Origin of the sequence: Sphingopyxis sp. JAI108 (assembly GCF_013410105.1) — a bacterium.
In the GTDB taxonomy this organism is placed as follows: domain Bacteria; phylum Pseudomonadota; class Alphaproteobacteria; order Sphingomonadales; family Sphingomonadaceae; genus Sphingopyxis; species Sphingopyxis chilensis.
This window is the reverse complement of sequence record NZ_JACCCJ010000001.1, coordinates 1,413,181-1,431,434: the sequence shown is the minus strand read 5'-3', so window position 1 is coordinate 1,431,434 and position 18,254 is coordinate 1,413,181. Positions and strand designations below refer to the sequence as shown.

The 18,254-nt window shown below is 65.3% G+C and carries 18 protein-coding genes; 12 read left to right on the top strand and 6 right to left on the bottom strand.

The genetic code is table 11. From position 1 onward, the window contains the following. The first annotated feature begins 226 nt into the window (after positions 1-226). The 5 genes from pyrE to HDC29_RS06860 are packed head-to-tail and all read left to right on the top strand — an operon-like array spanning position 227 to position 3,948. Entirely contained in the window at positions 227-814 is a 588-nt protein-coding gene (gene pyrE, locus HDC29_RS06880; RefSeq protein ID WP_179495629.1) for an orotate phosphoribosyltransferase, read from the top strand. Beyond that, a complete protein-coding gene (locus HDC29_RS06875; RefSeq protein ID WP_179495627.1) occupies positions 811-1,560 on the top strand; it encodes a pyridoxine 5'-phosphate synthase in 750 nt (249 codons plus the stop codon). The genes pyrE and HDC29_RS06875 overlap by 4 nt, the downstream gene beginning before the upstream one ends. Further along, positions 1,557-1,958, top strand: a complete 402-nt coding sequence (gene acpS, locus HDC29_RS06870) for a holo-ACP synthase (protein ID WP_179495625.1) — start codon at positions 1,557-1,559, stop codon at positions 1,956-1,958. Before HDC29_RS06875 ends, acpS begins: the two co-directional genes overlap by 4 nt. Positions 1,959-1,965: 7 nt before the next feature. Further along, positions 1,966-2,814 (top strand): signal peptidase I, encoded by an 849-nt coding sequence (lepB, locus tag HDC29_RS06865; RefSeq protein ID WP_179495623.1) that lies wholly within the window; start codon positions 1,966-1,968, stop codon positions 2,812-2,814. Between the two features lie 18 nt (positions 2,815-2,832). Then, entirely contained in the window at positions 2,833-3,948 is a 1,116-nt protein-coding gene (locus HDC29_RS06860; protein ID WP_179495621.1) for an AI-2E family transporter, read from the top strand. 37 nt (positions 3,949-3,985) lie between these two features. On the opposite strand, the gene HDC29_RS06855 is transcribed toward HDC29_RS06860, so the two are convergent. Both HDC29_RS06855 and rpsU read right to left on the bottom strand, forming a co-directional pair. Next, positions 3,986-4,525 (bottom strand): FKBP-type peptidyl-prolyl cis-trans isomerase, encoded by a 540-nt coding sequence (locus HDC29_RS06855; protein WP_179495619.1) that lies wholly within the window; start codon positions 4,523-4,525, stop codon positions 3,986-3,988. Positions 4,526-5,196: 671 nt separating this feature from the next. After that, positions 5,197-5,403 (bottom strand): 30S ribosomal protein S21, encoded by a 207-nt coding sequence (gene rpsU / locus HDC29_RS06850; RefSeq protein ID WP_037510267.1) that lies wholly within the window; start codon positions 5,401-5,403, stop codon positions 5,197-5,199. 279 nt (positions 5,404-5,682) lie between these two features. Here rpsU and HDC29_RS06845 point away from each other — a divergent pair, with 279 nt between their 5' ends. The 5 genes from HDC29_RS06845 (at position 5,683) to HDC29_RS06825 (ending at position 11,134) form a co-directional block, all read left to right on the top strand. Then, a complete protein-coding gene (locus tag HDC29_RS06845) occupies positions 5,683-6,447 on the top strand; it encodes a class II aldolase/adducin family protein (protein ID WP_179495617.1) in 765 nt (254 codons plus the stop codon). A gap of 143 nt (positions 6,448-6,590) precedes the next feature. Continuing rightward, a complete protein-coding gene (locus HDC29_RS06840; protein ID WP_179495615.1) occupies positions 6,591-7,136 on the top strand; it encodes a (2Fe-2S)-binding protein in 546 nt (181 codons plus the stop codon). A gap of 133 nt (positions 7,137-7,269) precedes the next feature. Then, positions 7,270-8,220, top strand: coding sequence for an RcnB family protein (locus tag HDC29_RS06835; protein ID WP_257018085.1), 951 nt, complete (start codon positions 7,270-7,272; stop codon positions 8,218-8,220). Positions 8,221-8,502: 282 nt separating this feature from the next. Further along, a complete protein-coding gene (locus HDC29_RS06830) occupies positions 8,503-9,774 on the top strand; it encodes an amidohydrolase family protein (RefSeq protein ID WP_179495613.1) in 1,272 nt (423 codons plus the stop codon). Positions 9,775-9,895: 121 nt separating this feature from the next. Continuing rightward, complete coding sequence (locus tag HDC29_RS06825) at positions 9,896-11,134, top strand: mechanosensitive ion channel family protein (RefSeq protein ID WP_179495611.1); 1,239 nt, start codon at positions 9,896-9,898, stop codon at positions 11,132-11,134. Between the two features lie 15 nt (positions 11,135-11,149). On the opposite strand, the gene HDC29_RS06820 is transcribed toward HDC29_RS06825, so the two are convergent. Beyond that, on the bottom strand, positions 11,150-13,849 hold the full coding sequence (locus HDC29_RS06820; RefSeq protein ID WP_257018084.1) for an EAL domain-containing protein: 2,700 nt from the start codon (positions 13,847-13,849) through the stop codon (positions 11,150-11,152). A gap of 88 nt (positions 13,850-13,937) precedes the next feature. Between HDC29_RS06820 and HDC29_RS06815 the strand changes: the two genes are divergently transcribed. Further along, on the top strand, positions 13,938-14,969 hold the full coding sequence (locus HDC29_RS06815; RefSeq protein WP_179495609.1) for a fatty acid desaturase family protein: 1,032 nt from the start codon (positions 13,938-13,940) through the stop codon (positions 14,967-14,969). Between the two features lie 61 nt (positions 14,970-15,030). On the opposite strand, the gene HDC29_RS06810 is transcribed toward HDC29_RS06815, so the two are convergent. From HDC29_RS06810 to HDC29_RS06800, 3 genes are all read right to left on the bottom strand, one after another. Then, a complete protein-coding gene (locus tag HDC29_RS06810) occupies positions 15,031-15,510 on the bottom strand; it encodes an asparaginase domain-containing protein (RefSeq protein ID WP_179497312.1) in 480 nt (159 codons plus the stop codon). A 5-nt stretch (positions 15,511-15,515) separates the two neighbouring features. Then, a complete protein-coding gene (locus HDC29_RS06805; protein WP_179495607.1) occupies positions 15,516-16,010 on the bottom strand; it encodes a DUF3291 domain-containing protein in 495 nt (164 codons plus the stop codon). Positions 16,011-16,123: 113 nt separating this feature from the next. Continuing rightward, positions 16,124-17,725, bottom strand: a complete 1,602-nt coding sequence (locus HDC29_RS06800; RefSeq protein ID WP_179495605.1) for a lysine--tRNA ligase — start codon at positions 17,723-17,725, stop codon at positions 16,124-16,126. 106 nt (positions 17,726-17,831) lie between these two features. Here HDC29_RS06800 and HDC29_RS06795 point away from each other — a divergent pair, with 106 nt between their 5' ends. Then, on the top strand, positions 17,832-18,200 hold the full coding sequence (locus HDC29_RS06795) for a PilZ domain-containing protein (RefSeq protein ID WP_179495603.1): 369 nt from the start codon (positions 17,832-17,834) through the stop codon (positions 18,198-18,200). Positions 18,201-18,254 lie beyond the last annotated feature (54 nt).

Sequence of the window (18,254 nt, the reverse complement as noted above, 5' to 3'; positions counted from 1 at the left end):
ATAGTGCCGCCCGTTGCCTGTTGTTCTTATGATGCCCCAGCCCCCCTTCCCCGCTGCCGGACATGCGCCCACGCAGCCATCGGACAGGCTGAATCTCGCGGGCGCTATAGACCCGCTTGCCGCTTGCCTCAAGCATCTCTAACACTATTTTGCGGCTGGCAAATCTTCGCCGCCTAAACCCGCTCGCCCGCCATGGGCGACGCACAGGACAAAAGAATAATCCTTCATGACCGACGATGAAATCCTGGCCGAATTCCGCGCCGCCGACGCCCTGCTCCAGGGCCATTTCCTTCTCTCCTCCGGCCGTCATAGCGAATATTATCTGCAATGCGCACGCGTGCTGATGGATACCGAGCGCGCCGGACGCCTCGCCGCCGCGCTCGCCGCGAAGCTGCCGCGCGAGCTGCGGCAAGCGATCGACATCGTCGTCTCGCCCGCGATGGGCGGTGTGATCATCGGCCACGAAATGGGCCGCGCGCTCGGCAAGCCCGCGATCTTCGTCGAACGGCCGACCGGTACGTTCGAACTGCGGCGCGGCTTCGCCATCGATCCCGGCGCGAAAGTCCTGATGGTCGAGGATGTCGTCACCACCGGCCTCTCGTCGCGCGAAGCGATGGAGGCGGTGCGCGCCGCGGGCGGCGAAGTGATCGCCGAAGCCGCGCTCGTCGACCGCTCGGCGGGCAGCGTTGATCTCGGCGTGCCCTTCTACCCGCTCGTCGCGATCAACTTCCCGACCTATGCCGCCGACGAACTGCCCGACGCGCTCGTCGCGACCGAGGCGGTAAAGCCTGGCAGCCGGAGCAAGGCGGCTTGACCGGCCCCTCCTCCTCGCGCCTGCGGCTCGGCGTCAACATCGACCATGTCGCGACGATCCGCAACGCGCGCGGGGGCGAACATCCCGACCCGGTGCGCGCGGCCGAGATCGTCGCGGCGGTCGGCGGCGATGGCATCACCGCGCATCTGCGCGAGGACCGGCGCCATATTCGCGACGACGACCTCGCGCGCATCCAGGCCGCAACCGACCTGCCATTGAACCTCGAAATGGCGGCGACCGACGAGATGCTCGAAATCGCGCTGCGCCACAAACCGCACGCCGCATGCATCGTCCCCGAAAAGCGCGAGGAGCGCACGACCGAGGGCGGGCTCGACGCCGCAGGCCAGCACAATCATCTCGCCCCCATCGTCACCCGCCTCAATGACGCGGGCATCCGCGTCAGCCTGTTCATCGAGCCCGACGCGCGCCAGATCGAAGCGGCGATGCGCCTCCGCGCCCCCGTCGTCGAATTCCACACCGGCCGCTACGCCCATGTCGAGGGCGAGGAGCGCGCCGCCGAACTCCGCCGCCTCGCCGACGCCGCCGCGCTCGCGTGGAAGAATGGCATCGAGCCCCACGCGGGACACGGCCTCACCTATGAGAATGTCGTCCCCGTCGCCGCGATCCCGCAGCTCGCCGAACTCAACATCGGCCATTATCTGATCGGCGAGGCGATCTTTACGGGGCTGGAGGATGCGGTGCGCCGGATGCGCGCGCTGATGGACGAGGCGAGAGGCGCCGCGTGATCATCGGCCTCGGCTCCGACCTGTGCAATATCGAGCGGATCCAGAATTCGCTCGACCGTTTCGGCGAGCGCTTCGAAAACCGCGTCTTCACCGACATCGAGCGCGCCAAGGCCGCACGCCGTCCCTTCACCCGCGCCGGCACCTACGCCAAGCGCTTCGCCGCCAAGGAGGCTTTCTCCAAAGCCGTCGGCACGGGATTCAAACGCGGCGTGTTCATGAAGGACATCGGCGTCGTCAACGCCCCCTCGGGCGCGCCAACGCTGGCGCTCACCGGCGGCGCCGCCGAACGGCTCGCGCAGATGACCCCCTCGGGATACCGCGCGCACATCCATCTGACGCTGACCGACGACCATCCGTGGGCGCAGGCTTTCGTCATCATCGAAGCAATCAAGGATTGAGTGAATAATGACGAAGCGTGGTGCGAAAGCCGGGACGAAGGATGACGGCAGCTGGGGCAAGTTGATCCGCGATGTCGTGGTGATATTGCTGCTCGTCCTCGGCATCCACAGCTGCGTCGCCAAGCCCTTCTATATCCCGTCCGATTCGATGATGCCGATTCTGCGCAACGGCGACCGGCTGATCGTCAGCAAATATCCCTATGGCTGGTCTTATTCGTCGGTCAGCTTCCACCTCGCGCCCAAGGTCGCGGGCCGGCTGTTCGGCAAGCTGCCCGAGCGCGGCGACATCGTCGTGCTCGAACATCCGGTGACGCGCGTCGATTATATCAAGCGCGTGATCGGCTTGCCGGGCGACACGATCGAACTAAGGAATGGCGAACTCAGCATCAACGGCAAGCCGGTGAAGCGCGAGGTGCAACCGATGCTCTCGATCCCGGTCGACCCGAACCTGCCCGGCCCCGACAGCAGCCTTTACCGCTTCGTGAATCGCGATACGAGCGGCCAGCAGGTCCTCGAGCTTCCCATCGTCCGTGAAACGCTGCCCGGCGGCGCGACCTTCGACACCATCGACATGGGCCCCGGCTATCCGACCGACGATTATGGCCCGGTCACCGTTCCCGCGAATCATCTGTTCCTGATGGGCGACAACCGCGACGGCAGCGCCGACAGCCGCGTCGACGCCAGCCAGAAGGGGCTCGGCGGCCCCGTCCCCTTCGACGCGATCGCCGGACGCGCCGAGATCATCAGCTTTTCGACCGACGGAACCGCCGAATGGTACAACCCATTGAGCTGGTTTAATGCCCTGCGGTCGGGGCGCGCGGGAACCGACCTGCGGCCCGAGCGTCAGGGCAGTTAGAGCAACGGGGAACAGGATATGGCGGCGACGAGGAAGACGACAGCGACACGCGCCGCCACTGTCCAGCCCGAAGCGCACACCGAGGCCCCCGGCCCCACCGAAATCCGCAGCCAGCTCGTCCGCACCGAGCTTTTGAAGGCGGGCGTGTGGCTCGGCCTCGCGCTGCTGATCGGCGTGTGCATCGTGCTGATCCAGCCGATCCTGCTGATCTTCGCCGGTATCGTCATGGCATCGATGCTCGACGGCGGGACGCGCCTGCTCGGCCGCGTATTGCCGATCGCCCGCGCCTGGCGCCTCCTCATCATCTGCCTCTCGCTCCTTGCCTTTCTCGGCTGGACCATCCTGTTCGCGGGCTCGCAGATCGCCGATCAGGCCGCGACGCTGCAAACGGTGGTGATGGCGCAGATCGAGCGCATCGCCGCCTGGGCGAGCGATCATGGCATGGGCAATTTCCAGCTCGATACCAAGACGATCACCGACAATATCGCCGGCACCGTCGGCCGCGTCACCGCGGCGGTCGGTACGGTGCTCGGCGGGCTCACCAGCCTCGTGATGATCGTCGTGCTCGGCATCTTCATCGCGATCGAACCGAGGCTCTACGAGCGCGGCGTCGCATGGATGCTGCCGATGAAGAGCCGCGAGAATTTCTACATCACGACCGCGCGCATGGGCTTCACGCTGCGCCGGCTGATGGCGGGCCGCCTGCTCGGCATGTTCGTCGAAGGCGTCGGCACCTGGCTCGCCTGCATGGCGGTCGGCATCCCGATGGCGGCGTTGATGGGGCTGCTCACCGGCCTGCTCGCCTTCATCCCCAATATCGGCGCCATCGTCTCGGGTGTGCTGCTCGTGCTCGTCGGCTTTTCGGCGGGGACCGACACGGGCCTGTGGGCGATCGCCATCTATTTCGTTGTCCAGACGGTCGATGGTTATCTGATCGTCCCGATGGTCGCCAAAAAGACCGTCGACCTTGCGCCCGCGCTCGTGCTCGGCGCGCAGATCCTCTTCGGTGCGCTGCTCGGGCTCATGGGGCTGTTCCTCGCCGACCCGATCGTCGCGATGATCAAGGTCGCGCTCGAACGCGAAGCCGAACGCAACGCCGGCGCCGCCGATGCGAAAACGGCGGCAGGCATTTAGCCCGCCGCCGTTCTGCATTTCTTTGTGATCGCGCGCCTTACGGCTGCGGCGCGCCCGGCGGCGGACCACCAGGACCGCCAGGGCCACCGGGACCACCCTGCATCATCTGTTGCTGCTGCATCTGCTGCATCTGCTGCTGCATCGCGCGAACCTCGGCCTCCGAGCGGAAGTCGAGCAGGGTGACCGAGAAGTGCAGCGTGCTGTTCGCCGGGATCGGTCCGACGGCGCGGTCGCCATAGCCGAGCTTCGGCGGGATGCTGATCTTGTATTCGCCGCCCTTCTGCATCCGGGTCAGCGCCTCCGAAAAGCCCGGGACGACCTGCGCGACCTGCATCGGCGCCTGTTCGTTGGCGTCAAAGACGGTGCCGTCGTCGAGCTTGCCTTCATATTTGACCAGAACGACGTCGGCCTTCGTCGGGCTCGGCCCGGTGCCTGCCTTGACGACCTCGAACCCGATGCGCGGGGTCATGTGCCAGGCAAAGGCCGCGCCCGCGACCAGCAGCGCCGCGAGCCCGAACCACATCAGCCACAGCCCGCCCTTGCTCACCGGGCGCAGTGGAACCGTCGTTACGCTCATCTTGCAGTCCTTTTCCTGCCCCGCATTCCCGGGGGCGAATGTCGCGCACGCCTATAGGCGGTGCGGCGCGCGGCGGTCCAGAGGCAATTGAGCATGAGAACCGCGAGAGAACGAATGTCGGCTATTGGGTGGGGAGCGGGCTTCCTCAGACGGCGCGTTAGCGCGCCTGCTGCGCCGAACCGACCAAGCAGTAATGACAGCAAGCAGGATTATGTAAATCGATAGGCCGACCCCGAACCCTTGGCCTACGGCTTCGCTGAGCAAACCTGCGGGAGCGATGTAGCCCGCGATCACCCAGAACATTAGATCGCCATCATACTCGAAATGCAGATCGAAGATGTGCAGGACAGCGACAACAATCGGAATCGACCAGAGGTACCAAAGGAACAGCCTAAAGACGGATGAGGATGTCGGTAACTTCGGCATGTTTCTTTGTGCCAACATTACCGCTCGTCCGAAATCGGTCGTTTTCAGACCTTCGTCATCCCGGACTTGATCCGGGATCCACTGCGGCGTTGAAGTCGTGGACCCCGGATCAAGTCCGGGGTGACGGTTCAAAAGAATGTCCACTTCCGGTCGAAACCCGCCCACCCCGCACCAATCCAACGAAAAAGGGCGCCGCGTTGCCGCGGCGCCCTTTTCACGATCAGGATCCCGAACGGGAGACGGTCTTACTTGATACCGTCGCGCTCCATCCGCTTGCGCTCCATCTTGCGGGCGCGGCGGACGGCGGCGGCGTGCTCGCGGGCACGCTTTTCGCTGGGCTTCTCGTAATGACGGCGCAGCTTCATTTCGCGATACACGCCCTCACGCTGCAGCTTCTTCTTGAGCGCGCGAAGGGCCTGGTCGACATTATTGTCGCGAACGATGATCTGCATACGCCGTGTCGTCTCCTGTTCGTCAAAACGATCTGCGGCCACCGGATGGATCCGGTTCGCCATAAACCGCCGATATTCGGGCAATAAAAAGAGCGCCGCGATCACGCGACGTTCCGATGAAGCGCCAACTAGAGAGATTCGCGCCGAAATGCAAGCCCCCGCGCGGCGAACCGCGCCTGCATGGCTATCGAACCGCCCCACCCGCGCCCGGGATTGTGCCTGGCCCATGCCTTATGGCATAGGTAGCAGGACGAAACCAATCATCCAAGGGACAGGAACATGGCGACCCAGCTCAAGCGCAACAGCAAATATAGCGAAGCCGAATGGACGGCGCGGCAAGAGCTTGCCGCCTGCTATCGCATCTTCGCGATGATGGGCTGGGACGAGATGATCTTCAACCATATCACGGTGAAGGTTCCCGACGAGGAGGGCAGCTATCTCATCAATCCCTATGGCATGCACTTCAGCGAAGTGACCGCCTCGACGCTGATCAAGATCGACATCGACGGCAACAAGGTCGACGAGGATAATCCCTGGCACGTCAACAAGGCGGGCTTCGTCCAGCACAGCCTGTTCCACCGCGTCCTGCCCGATGCACACGCGATCATCCACACGCACACCACCGCGACGGTCGCGGTCTGCGCGCTCGAAGGCGGGCTGCAGCCGGTCAATTTCTATGCGTGCAACTTCGCGGGCCAGCTTGCCTATCATGATTTCGAGGGCGTGACGGTGCGCGAGGAAGAGGGCGAGCGCCTCGTCCAGAACCTCGGCGACAAGCGGATTCTGATGCTCAAGAATCACGGTCCCGTCGTGATGGGCAAGACGCTGACCGAAGCCTTCATCAAATATTGGGCGCTCCAGCGCGCTTGCGAGATCCAGATGGCGACGATGAGCATGGGCCAGCCGATCGTCGTTCCCGACGAGGTCGTCGCGGTCCACCAGCGCGACCTGTTCATGGCCTCGATCCCCGGCCAGGCGGGCAAGGCCGAATTCGACGCGATGGTGCGCAAGGTCGACAAGATCGATACGAGCTGGCGCGATTGAACCCCGCGCTTCGTCATTGCGAGGAGCAAAGCGACGAAGCAATCCAGAGCGGCATAAGGCGCCCCTGGATTGCGTCGCTTCGCTCGCAATGGCGAAGGGGAAAAATGCGCGCATTTGAATTGGCGAGCCGCTAGAAGCCCCGCATGACGCGATTCTCGGTCAACGACCGCCCGGTCGAATATCGCATGGACCCCGAAACGCCCCTCTTGTGGGCGCTGCGCGACGCGTCGAACCTGACGGGCACCAAATATGGCTGCGGCACCGGCGAGTGCGGTGCATGCACCGTCGACATCGACGGCGAAGCGATCCGCAGCTGCCTGGTGACGATCGCCGAATGCGAGGGCCGTTTCGTCACCACGATCGAAGGGCTCGCGCGCGACCGCAGCCATCCGGTGCAGCAGGCGTGGGTCGCCGAGCAGGTGCCGCAATGCGGTTTCTGCCAGTCGGGGATGATCATGTCGGCGGCCGCGCTGCTGCGCGCGAACAGCAATCCCAGCGATGCCGAGATCGACGCCGCGATGACCGGCATCTGCCGCTGCGGCACCTATCCGCGTATCCGCACCGCGATCCGCCTCGCCGGCCGCGTAATGCGCGGCGAGGAGCGCATCGCCGCCGCGCCGCCCCCCGGCATTCGTCCCGAGGACGCCGCGCGCGCCGTGCCTTCGCTCCGCCCGCCGCGCGGCAGCTGAACGCGCCCGTTCATCTAGCTGAACCGGAGGCAACGGCGCGGTCAGCCATCGATCATCTTGCCACTGGTAAGAATCGCTTCATCATCCCGGCTGGTGCCTCCAGCAAACGGGACATGAGTTGGAGAATGGCGAGATGAAAAAGATGTTCGGAGGGTTGCTGATGGCGGCGACGATCCTGACTCCCATTGCCCCGGCTGCCGCGCAGGCGCCTGGCGAAAGAGTCCAGATCGCGCAGCGCGGCGACCGTGGAGACCGGGGGCCGCGCGGCCCCGAAGTGCGGCGCGGCGGCAATCGCGGCGAAACCCGCGCGCAACGACCGCAGCGACAGCAACGCAGCGAAATGCGCCAACAGCGCGGCAATGACGCACAGCGTCAGGCGCAGCGCCAGCAATGGCAGCAGCGCAGCAGCGGCGACCAGCAGCGCCAGCAATCGCAACAGCGCCGCGAACAGCAGCAGCGCGCGGTAGCGGCCCAGCGCCAGCGCGGCGGCACTTATGACCGCAACCGCGACGGCCGCATCGACCGCCAGTGGGATCGCAACCGCAATGGCCAGGTCGATCGGCGTTATGATCGCAACGACAACAACCGCGTCGATCGACGCTACGACCGCAATCGCAACGGCGACCTCGACCGCCGCTGGGATCGCAACAACAACAATCGCATCGACCGGCGCGACGGGCGTTACGATCGCAACCGCGACGGCCGGATCGACCGGCGTTACGACCGCAACAACAATAATCGCGTCGATCGGCGGTACGATAACCGCAGGCAGCACAGCTGGAATCGCGACTGGCGGAGCGACCGCCGCTATGACTGGCGCAGCTATCGCGAGCGGAACCGCAGCCATTACCGGATGCCGCGCTATTACAACCCGTATCGCGGTTACGGATATACGCGGTTCAGCATCGGCTTCAGCCTGAACTCGTTGTTCTACAGCTCGCGCTACTGGATCAACAACCCCGGCTATTACCGCCTGCCGCCCGCCTACGGCGGTACGCGCTGGATCCGCTATTATGACGATGCGCTTCTGGTCGACACCTATTCGGGCGAAGTGATCGACGTGATCTACGATTTCTTCTGGTAATATTCCTTTCGGTTACCCGAAGACAAACTGAGGGGCCGGTTCGCCGGCCCCCTTTTTTTGGCGGGTTTCGACCGAAATCTGCCCAACCAACTCCGTTCGCATCGAGCGAAGTCGAGATGCCCCTCGGCGTCGTGCAGGGTCGATGGGTGTCTCTACTTCGCTCGACACGAATGAGATTTTTGAGAGCGTCCGCTCCCCACCCCAAAGCCGACATTCTTCGCCCCCCCCTTGCCCTGCCCCGCCCGCTCCGCCACGGTGGCGCGATCAGACAGGGGAGGCTTCATGCGTAAATTGGGATTGGTCGCGGCCGCGACGCTTGCGCTGCTCGGCTCGGCGGCGCACGCGAAAACCACGGCGATCTATGCGGGCCGCGTCATCACCGACGCGAGCAAGCCCGCTGAGGGGCCCTCGACCGTCATTGTCACCGACGGTCGCATCACCTCGATCACCCCCGGCCGCGCCGAAGCGCCGGCGGGCGCCGAGATCGTCGATCTCGGCGACAAGACATTGCTCCCCGGCCTCGTCGATCTCCACGTCCACCTGACCGGTGATCCCGGCGACGATTATCGCGCCGCCGCGGTCGATCCCGACGAATGGGGCGTCGTCGTCGGCGCCAAGAACGCCGCGATCACCTTGCGCGCGGGCTTCACCACGGTGCGCGAAGCCGGGTCGGCGCAATATACCGCCTATGCGCTGCGCCGCGGCACCGCGAACGGCTTTATCGAGGGGCCGCGCATCGTCGCCGCCGGCCCCGCGCTGTCGATCATCGGCGGCCACGGCGACGTCACCGGCTTCCGCGAAGACGTCCACGACGTCCTCGACACGGGCTATACCTGCACCGGCGCGCTCGAATGCGCCGAAAAGGTCCGCAAGGCGTCGCGCGCCGGCGCCGACGTCATCAAGATCACCGCGACCGGCGGGGTATTGTCGCAACAGGCGCGCGGGCTCGAGGGCCATTTCACCAGCGCCGAACTCCAAAGCATCGCCGACACCGCGCATTCGCTCGGCCTGAAGGTGATGGCGCATGCGCATGGCGCGGGCGGGATCACCGCCTCGGCGGCGGCGGGGATCGACAGCATCGAGCATGGCACCTTCGCCGACGACGCGACGCTGAAGGTGATGAAGGCCAAGGGCACCTATCTCGTCCCGACCCTCATGGCGTTCGAGGGGATCCGCGAACGGCTCGGCAAGGGCATCTATACCCCGACGGTCGAGGCGAAGGTGCGCATGACGCTGGGCGATGTGGGCAAGGCGGTGACGCGCGCCAAGGCGCTCGGTGTGCCGATCGCCTTCGGCACCGACTCCGGCGTGTTCGAACATGGCCGCAACGGGCAGGAATTCGCGCTGCTCGTCAAATATGGCCTCACCCCGCGCGAGGCGCTGGCAAGCGCCACGACGGTTGCCGCGAAGCTGCTCTCGATGGAAAGCGAGATCGGCCGCATCGCGCCCGGCATGTCGGCGGACATGATCGCGGTCAGCGGCGATCCGCTCGCCGATGTCACCGCGCTCGAAAAGGTCGACTGGGTGATGGCGCGCGGCCGCATCGCCGACTGAGCACCGGTCGCCGCGGCCACGCCAGCTTCGGGTCATTTGACACGGCGGGCCGCGTCGTCCACCCTGGGGCCTTCGCTCACAGCCAAAGGAGATCGACCCGCCGCCTCGCGGGTATGACGCTATGCGCCAGTTCACGATTGAAAGCCTTTCGACCGCCGATTCCATCCCCTTCCTCGCCGACCTACCGCCCTGGGCCGAAACGCTGACCGGCCTCGGCATCCTCGCATTCTTTGCGTGGGTCGCCAATTTCATCGTCAAGCATATCGTGCTGCGCGTCATCACCCGGTGGCTGCCGCACGAGGGTCTCACCCCGCTTCCCGTCGCCGCCCGGCTTGCCCATATCGTGCCCGCGCTCATCATATCGAACGGGATCGCGGCGGTGCCGCACCTGCCGCCCGCCGCCGTCACCGTGATCGGCAATGTCGCCGCCGCCTCGATCATCCTGTTCGTCGCGATGGCGGTCAGCCGCGCGCTCAGCCTTGGCAACGAAATCTACGACCGCCGCCCCGATGCGGCCAGCCGCCCGATCAAGGGCTATGTCCAGCTCCTGAAGATCATCCTCTACGGCGGCGCCGCGGTCCTTGTCATCGCCGCGCTGATGGACCAGTCGCCGCTGATCCTCCTGTCGGGGATCGGTGCGATGGCGGCGGTGCTGTTGCTGGTGTTCAAGGACACGATCCTGTCGCTCGTCGCCTCGGTCCAGCTTACTTCGAACGACATGCTGCGCGTCGGCGACTGGATCGAGATGCCGGCGCTCAACGCCGATGGCGACGTGATCGATATCGCGCTCCACACGGTGAAGGTGCAGAATTGGGACAAGACGATCACCACCATCCCGACGCACCGGCTGATTTCGGAAAGCTTCAAGAACTGGCGCGGCATGTCCGAATCGGGCGGGCGGCGGATCAAGCGGTCGATCTTCATCGACCAGAATGGCATCCGCTTCCTGACGCCCGACGAAAAGCAGGCGCTGCGCCGCTTCCAGCTGCTCGACGATTATCTCGGCCACAAGCAGGCCGAACTCGGCGAATGGAACGCGGCGGCCGAACGGGCCGGGCGCGATCCCGTCAACATCCGCCGCGTCACCAATATCGGCACGCTGCGCGCCTATATCGTCGAATATCTCCGCGCCAATTCGCATATCGCCAAGGATATGACGCTGATCGTGCGCCAGCTCGATCCCACGCCGCAGGGGCTGCCCGTCGAAATCTATTGCTTCACAAATACGACCGCGTGGAGCGCCTATGAGGATATCCAGTCGGACATCTTCGACCATCTGCTGGCGATCCTGCCCGAATTCGGCCTCCGCCCGTTCCAGGAACCGAGCGGTCTCGACCTGCGGCGCGGCCTCGCGGCCTGACCGCGGCGCCGCCCTTTATGCCGCCCGCCGGACGCGTCCCCGCGCCGGCGCGGCGGCCTTTGACCCGATCAGCGCCTCGATCTCGACCCCCGCGGCGAACTGGACGCCGACGCGGTTGTCCGCCGACCAGCGCGCCTCGGCATCGACCGACTGGCCGGGCCCGAATTCGAGCGTGAGGGGTGTTCCCGGCGGGACGTTCCACAGCCCTTCGATCAGCGCGCCGCGCGACGACATGTTGCGGACGATCGCCTCGTAACGGTGTCCGCCGCTATCGATCTGGATCGTGCGAAAGACCGTCAGCCGCGCCTCGCGCGCGCTTTTGAAACCCTTGGCTTCGACGCGCCCGCCGCCTTCGCGGAGCAGCGCGAGCACCTCGGCCAGCGCCATCGGACGCCCATAGATATAGCCCTGGACATGGCTGCACCCCAGCCCCCTGACCAGCGCGAGATCGTCGTGCGTTTCGACCCCCTCGGCGGTCGTCTCCATATCGAGCGCGGTCGCAAGCCCCACGATCGACGAGATGATCGCGGCGTTCATGCTGTTCTTGTCGGCGGCGCCAAGGACGAAGCTCTGGTCGATCTTGATCTTGTCGAACGGCGCTTTCTTGAGATAGCCGAGCGCCGAATAGCCGGTGCCGAAATCGTCGAGCGCCAGCCGCACGCCGGTGCGTTTCAGTTTCTGGAACATCGCCAGATTCTCGGCGCTTTCGTCGAGGAAGACGCCTTCGGTAATCTCCAGCTCGAGCTGCTCGGGCCGGATGCCCGCCGCCGACACCGCGTTGACGATCGTCGCGGGCAGCTTTTCGTTCGCGAACTGGCGCGGCGAGACGTTCACCGCGACGCGGTAGCCGGGACCAATCCGCGCGATCGCCGCGCAGGCCGATCGGATGATCCATTCGCCGATCGGCACGATCAGATTCGATTCCTCTGCAATCGGTATGAATTTCGACGGGCTGATCGTGCCCGCGGTCGCATGATGCCAGCGGATCAGCGCTTCGAACCCCGAAATCCGCTCGCTCGTGACGTCGACGATCGGCTGATAGAGCAATTTCAATTCGTCCTTGGCCAGCGCATCGCGCAGCGCATCCTCGATCGCCTTGCGCTCGCTCGCCTGGTTGTGCATCGCGTCGGCATAGAAGCGATAGACGCCGCGTCCCGCATCCTTCGCCGCATAAAGCGCCAGGTCGGCGTTGCGGACGAGCGCCGACGCGCTCACTCCCGGCCCCTCCGATACGGCGATGCCGATCGACGATCCGACGCGCACCTGCTCGCCCTCGATCGCGAAGGGCTTGGCGAGGCTCAGGATGATCGCGTTGGCGATACCCGCGAGCTTCTCCGGCTGACTCATCTGCGGCACGACGATCTGGAATTCGTCGCCGCCGAGCCGCCCGACCTGTCCCTTGTCGCCGACGATCTGGGTCAACCGCCCCGCGACCTGCTGGAGCAGCTGGTCGCCGACGGGGTGCCCCAGCGTGTCGTTCACCGCCTTGAACCGGTCGAGGTCCATCAGCAAAAGCGCGCAGGGCTGTGGCTGGCCGCTGTGGCTCTTCAGCGCGCGTTCGAGCAGGTCGGTAATGTGGCGCCGGTTCGCAAGGCCGGTCAGCGTGTCGTAACGCGCGAGCTGGTTGATCTCCCGCTCCGACCTTTTCTTGTCGGTCAGGTCGGTGCCGCTGCCGCGAAACCCCTGGAAATTGCCGAATTCATTGCTGATCGGCTGGCCCGAAATCGACCACCAGCGCTCCTCCCCCGGAACCGCGGCCTGCACGGTCAATTCCTTGAACGGCGTGCGCGACGACAGGCTGAACCCCAGCGTGCGCTCCTCGCTCTCGTCCTTTCCGACGCGCTTGCGGATGATGTCGGTAAAGGGATGGCCGAGAAGATGCGCGAGCGGCCGTTCGAGGCGTGCCGCGACGGTGGGCGAGATATAGACGAGCCGCCCTTCGCGATCGGTTTCCCAGAACCAGCCACGTCCCGCGCGCTCGAAATCGCGCATCAGGTTCAGCGCGCGCTGCTGGTCGCCGATCGCCAGACGCGCGGCGCGCGTCGCGCGGCGCTGATGGCGAACATCTTCGCGCATCATGACGATGAGCAGGCCGAGGAATATGAAACCCGCAACGCCGAACGGCCAGGACGCCACCCCGATCGCACCGCCAAGGGCTGTGGCCCCGGCAAAGGTGAAGAAGGCCGGCCGCACGATCGCCGCCGCCGACGCCGCGACGAGCAGCGTGCCGACATGAATCGCGGTGAAGGCATCGAAATAGCTGCCCTCGTCGGGCGCCGCGATCGCGGCGAACATCGCCGCCGCGTTGAACAGCGTGCCGAGCGCGATCAGCGCCATGCACAGCATCGCCATCGCCCGCACACGCTGGTGCGCGATCGGCCGCGGCCGGCGCATCGCCTGCCCGATCACCGTCAGCACGACGTCACACGGCAACCCGGCCGCCATCACCAGCCAGTGCGACGGGTGATCAAGAAAGCCGGCAAGACCGGGCAGGAAAGCAAAGGTCAGGAACGCCAGCACGCGGCCGATCAGCACATAATGCCACAGCTTCGCGACGCGCATGACGCCGGTAACGAACTCGGGCGAATCGAACAGCGACTCGCCCGTCGCCGGATCGCCCGCTCCCGGCCGGATGATGGTGCGCCGAACCGTCAATTTCCCGAAACTCTCCGCCTGTGTGATCGCGGTTCTCACTGGCCGGAAGAGGGTTGCCAAATCCTTACCGCAGCGCCCTGATTTCCGCCGATATTGTGCCAAAACGGAAGGGCTTGGGTTTCGGTTCGCAACTTGTTATGAATCAACCATGCCCGCCGTCCGCCTGTTTCCGCCCGACCGCTTTTTCGACCGCGCCGAATGGTCGGCGATCACACGCGCCTCCTCGTGGCGCGGCATCTGGCTCGTGGCGCACGCATGGATCGTCAGCATCGCGCTCGTCGGCCTCGCGGCCTGGTCGCAGAACCCTGCCGCATGGCTGCTCGCGATCGTCTTCGTCGGCGGGCGCCAGCTCGGTCTCGCGATCCTGATGCACGACGCGGCGCACGGCGCGCTGCATCCGAACCGCAAAATCAACAATTTCCTCGGCCAGTGGCTGACCGGCGCTGCGGTCGGGTCGGACCTGATCGCCTATCGCACCTATCACCTCCAGCATCACAAATTCACCCAGCAGCCCGAGGACCCCGACCTTTCGCTGTCGAAACCCTTCCCGACGACGCGCGCCAGCCTGCGCCGCAAGATGCTGCGCGACCTGACCGGGCAGACCTTCTTCAAACAGCGCATGGCGCAATTCGGCTTCGCCTCTGCCGGATTGAAAGCGATGCTCCGCGGCGAGGCCGCGCAAAAGAGCGGCGCGAGCACCAAGGCCGGAACGCCGTTCAACAAGCAGTCCGATGACGGCATGACGTCACCGACGATCGACGTCGCGGGCGCGATCGCCGTGGCCCGCGCGGTCGGCCGTTTCCTTGTCGTCCAGGCGGCGCTGCTCGCCCTGTCGCTCGCGCTCTACGGCTGGACGCCCTGGCTGCTCTGGCTGGCCGGGCTCGCGACGACTTTCCAGCTTTACCTCCGCGTCCGCAACATCGCCGAACATGCCTGCACGACGACGGGCAGCGAGGATCCCTTCACCCACGCCCGGACCACCCACGCGGGCTGGCTCGCACGCGCCACGGTCGCTCCATATTGGGTGAATTATCACGCCGAGCACCACCTGTTCATGGGTGTGCCCTGCTATCGTCTGCCCCAGGTCCACGCCGCACTCGGTCGCGCGGGCAAGCATGATTCGATGACGATCGCGCCCGATTACACCGCCGTGCTGCGACAGGTGACGGCGAAAGGCTGAACCAAAACCATCGTCATTGCGCGCGAAGCGAAGCAATGACGGAGCCGAAAATCGCCGAGGTCTATTCCGCGACGAACCGCGACCCTGCCCGGTCCTTCACCGTCTTTTCGGGGTCAAAGATCATCCCGTTCATCGCGACATAAACGCCGGGCGGCAGCGTCTGCACGGCAGCCAATGCAAATCCGACATTGAATTCGGCGTCGCTCGCGCGGACCGACGCAGGCTGCATCGCGCCGGTCATCACGATCGTCTTGCCCGCGATTCCGGCCAGCACGCGGCCGGTGACGACCATCGTGTCGGTGCCGTGCGTGACGAGGATGCGCGACGCATCGCTCGCGGCGACGGCAGCGCGGATCGCCTCGCGGTCGGCATCGTCAAGCTCGAGGCTGTCCTTGCGCATCAGCTGCGTGACACGGTGGGGCACATGGACATTATTCTCGCGCAGCATGTCCGGGATCGCCGCGGGACCGATCTGGAACTCGCTCAGCGCATCGAAATACACCTTGTCGATCGTCCCGCCGGTCGTGAAAATATCGATCATGTCGGTCACGCGCACTCATCCTGCACGGGCGATGCCGGCGTGCCGTCGGGCGCCGCGAACGGCCGTTTGAAGGTGAAGGCCTCGGCGGTCGGGCCCAGCGCCTCGATCGTCGCGATCCGCGCCATGCCCTCGGCGACGGTCGGGCGATGGCCGACCGGAACCCACCAGAGCGCCTGATAGACGGCCATATGCTCGAACCACTCCTTGCGCCGCTTCATCACCGTCAGGTGATCGGGCGTGCGATAGACATAGGCCGCGAGCGCGTCGATATCGCGCCACACCGACATGTTCGCGATCAGGTGCGGATCGTCGGTCACGGGCACGTCGGTCGCATTATTGCCCTCGCCGGTGAGCCGCCAGACGAAGCCGTCGGCGGCCTCGGCGACCGCGTTCACACGGTCGAGCGCATCCATGAAGTCGCGGTTCGCGACATGCTCGGGCGGCAGGCGAAAGCGCCCGATATTGATCTGCGCCAATTCGTAAGCAGGCTCAGCGGTCATTCGGACCTCCTCAATTCCGTTCGCATCGAGCGAAGTCGAGATGCCCCTCGATCTTGCGCCGTCCGGATGGGTGTCTCGACTTCGCTCGACACGAACGGGTTTCTCATATTGCCTCAGGCGAGTGCCTCGGCGATCAGACGCCGCGTGTTGTCGATGCCGAACAGCGCGATGAAGCTGCCCATGCGCGGTCCCGCGCTCGACCCGAGCAGGGTCTCGTAAAGCGCCTTGAACCAATCGCGCAGGTTTTCGAAGCCATAGGCCTCATTCTTGCCGATCTCATAGACGATATTCTGGATATCGTCGGCCGAGGCTTCGGCGGGCAGCGCGGCGAGCTTGTCGTCGAGTTCCTTCAGTGCAGCGCCTTCCCCATCCTGCGGCTTGCGGCGCTTCAGCGTCGGCGCGACATAGTCGCGGTTATACGCCATCGCATTATCGATCAGCCGATCGAGTTCGGGATGGGCCTCGGCATTCGCGCCCGCGACATATTGGCCGAGATAGCGCCAGATCTGCTCCTTCGACGCGTCGGCGCCCATCACCCCGACGAGGTTGAGCAGCAGACCGAAGGTCACCGGCAGTTCGGCCGCCGGCACATCCTGCCCGCGCGCGACATGGACGTGATGCACTGGGTTGCCGAGCTTCTTGTCGGGCTCCTGCGCCGGATAATTTCCGCGCATCTGCAGATATTCGTCGACCGCCTTGGGCACGACGCCGATATGGAGTTGCTTCGCCGCCTTGGGCTCGCGGAAGGCGAAGAAGGCCAGGCTTTCCTCGCTGCCATAGCTCAGCCATTCCTCGATCGAGAGGCCGTTGCCCTTCGACTTCGAAATCTTCTCGCCCTTCTCGTCGAGAAACATCTCATAGATCAGCCCCTCGGGCTTGCGCCCGCCGAGCGCCCTGGCGATCTTGCCCGACTGGACGCCGCTGTCGGTCAGGTCCTTGCCGTACATCTCGTAATCGACGCCCAGCGCGACCCAGCGCATCGCCCAGTCGACCTTCCATTGCAGCTTCGCGCCGCCGCCGAGCACCGAGTGCGTGATCGTCTCGCCCTCGTCCTCGAACGACACGAGCCCCGCGTCGGCATCGACGACGGTCACCGGCACCTGCAGCACGATGCCCGACTTGGGGCTCACGGGCAGGATCGGCGAATAGGTCGCGGCGCGCTCGGCGCGCAGCGTCGGCAGCATGATGTCGAGGATGTCCTGATTGTGGCGCAGGACATTCTTCAGCGCGTCGTCGAACGCGCCCGCCCTGTACTGCTCGGTCGAGCTGACGAATTCATATTCAAAGCCGAAGCGGTCGAGGAATTCGCGCAGCATCGCATTGTTATGGTGCGCGAAACTTTCGAACTTCCCGAACGGATCGGGGATGGCGGTGAGCGGCTTGCCCAGATATTCGCGCAGCATGTCGCCGTTGGGCACATTATCGGGAACCTTGCGAAGGCCATCCATGTCGTCGCTGAACGCGATCAGCCGCGTCGGCGCGCCGCCCGTCAGCGCCTCATAGGCGCGGCGGACCATCGTCGTGCGCAGCACTTCGTTGAAGGTGCCGATATGCGGCAGCCCCGACGGACCATAGCCGGTCTCGAAAATCACCGCCTCGCCGCCGGGCTTCCCGTCGGGATAGCGTTTGACCAGCTTGCGCGCTTCCTCGAACGGCCAGGCCTTGGACGTTTGCGCGGGTTCGCGCAGCGACGGGTGAAGATGCAAGTCGGTCATCCCGCGCCCATAGCGGCAAGCGGGGCGGAATCGAAAGGCAAAATTGTCCCGCCGCGATCCAACATCGTTACCGGAAAATTTACCATGAAGGCGTAGCGTCGCGGACATGGACCATTTTCGCATCCCCACGGCCCGCGGCCACAAACGCACCCCGGTGTCGATCGACGTCACCGTCAACGGCGTGCTCAACTTCGTCGACGGCCGGATCACCGACCTGTCCGAGGGCGGCGCGCGCATCGACGGCGCCAGCATGCCGGCGCGCTCGCGCTGCGAAATCCATTATGGCGGCCAGGTGACCTATGCCGTGGTCATGTGGGCCGAGCACGACCGCATGGGCGTGCGCTTCCCCTACGAACTCGCGCACGGCGCACTCTACAATATCCTCCGGAGCGCACGCGACGCGGCCCTTGTCGTGCCCGCGCAGATTTTCCACAGCAGCCGCCCGCCTGTGTTCGGACGCCGCGGCCTGTCCTGATCGATCCGTCGCGATCGCCTTGCCGCGTTCGCCTTTTGTCCCTACCGTGGCGCG

Bases quoted from the DNA above. Each gene is read 5' to 3' on its own strand.
- HDC29_RS06860 (WP_179495621.1), top strand. From the start codon at position 2,833: ATGGCGGCGACGAGGAAGACGACAGCGACACGCGCCGCCACTGTCCAG.
- HDC29_RS06805 (WP_179495607.1), bottom strand. From the start codon at position 16,010: ATGACCGCTGAGCCTGCTTACGAATTGGCGCAGATCAATATCGGGCGC.
- HDC29_RS06830 (WP_179495613.1), top strand. From the start codon at position 8,503: ATGCGTAAATTGGGATTGGTCGCGGCCGCGACGCTTGCGCTGCTCGGC.
- pyrE (WP_179495629.1), top strand. From the start codon at position 227: ATGACCGACGATGAAATCCTGGCCGAATTCCGCGCCGCCGACGCCCTG.
- HDC29_RS06795 (WP_179495603.1), top strand. From the start codon at position 17,832: ATGGACCATTTTCGCATCCCCACGGCCCGCGGCCACAAACGCACCCCG.
- HDC29_RS06810 (WP_179497312.1), bottom strand. From the start codon at position 15,510: ATGATCGATATTTTCACGACCGGCGGGACGATCGACAAGGTGTATTTC.
- lepB (WP_179495623.1), top strand. From the start codon at position 1,966: ATGACGAAGCGTGGTGCGAAAGCCGGGACGAAGGATGACGGCAGCTGG.
- HDC29_RS06840 (WP_179495615.1), top strand. From the start codon at position 6,591: ATGACGCGATTCTCGGTCAACGACCGCCCGGTCGAATATCGCATGGAC.
- HDC29_RS06815 (WP_179495609.1), top strand. From the start codon at position 13,938: ATGCCCGCCGTCCGCCTGTTTCCGCCCGACCGCTTTTTCGACCGCGCC.
- rpsU (WP_037510267.1), bottom strand. From the start codon at position 5,403: ATGCAGATCATCGTTCGCGACAATAATGTCGACCAGGCCCTTCGCGCG.
- HDC29_RS06825 (WP_179495611.1), top strand. From the start codon at position 9,896: ATGCGCCAGTTCACGATTGAAAGCCTTTCGACCGCCGATTCCATCCCC.
- HDC29_RS06855 (WP_179495619.1), bottom strand. From the start codon at position 4,525: ATGAGCGTAACGACGGTTCCACTGCGCCCGGTGAGCAAGGGCGGGCTG.
- HDC29_RS06845 (WP_179495617.1), top strand. From the start codon at position 5,683: ATGGCGACCCAGCTCAAGCGCAACAGCAAATATAGCGAAGCCGAATGG.
- HDC29_RS06835 (WP_257018085.1), top strand. From the start codon at position 7,270: ATGAAAAAGATGTTCGGAGGGTTGCTGATGGCGGCGACGATCCTGACT.
- HDC29_RS06800 (WP_179495605.1), bottom strand. From the start codon at position 17,725: ATGACCGACTTGCATCTTCACCCGTCGCTGCGCGAACCCGCGCAAACG.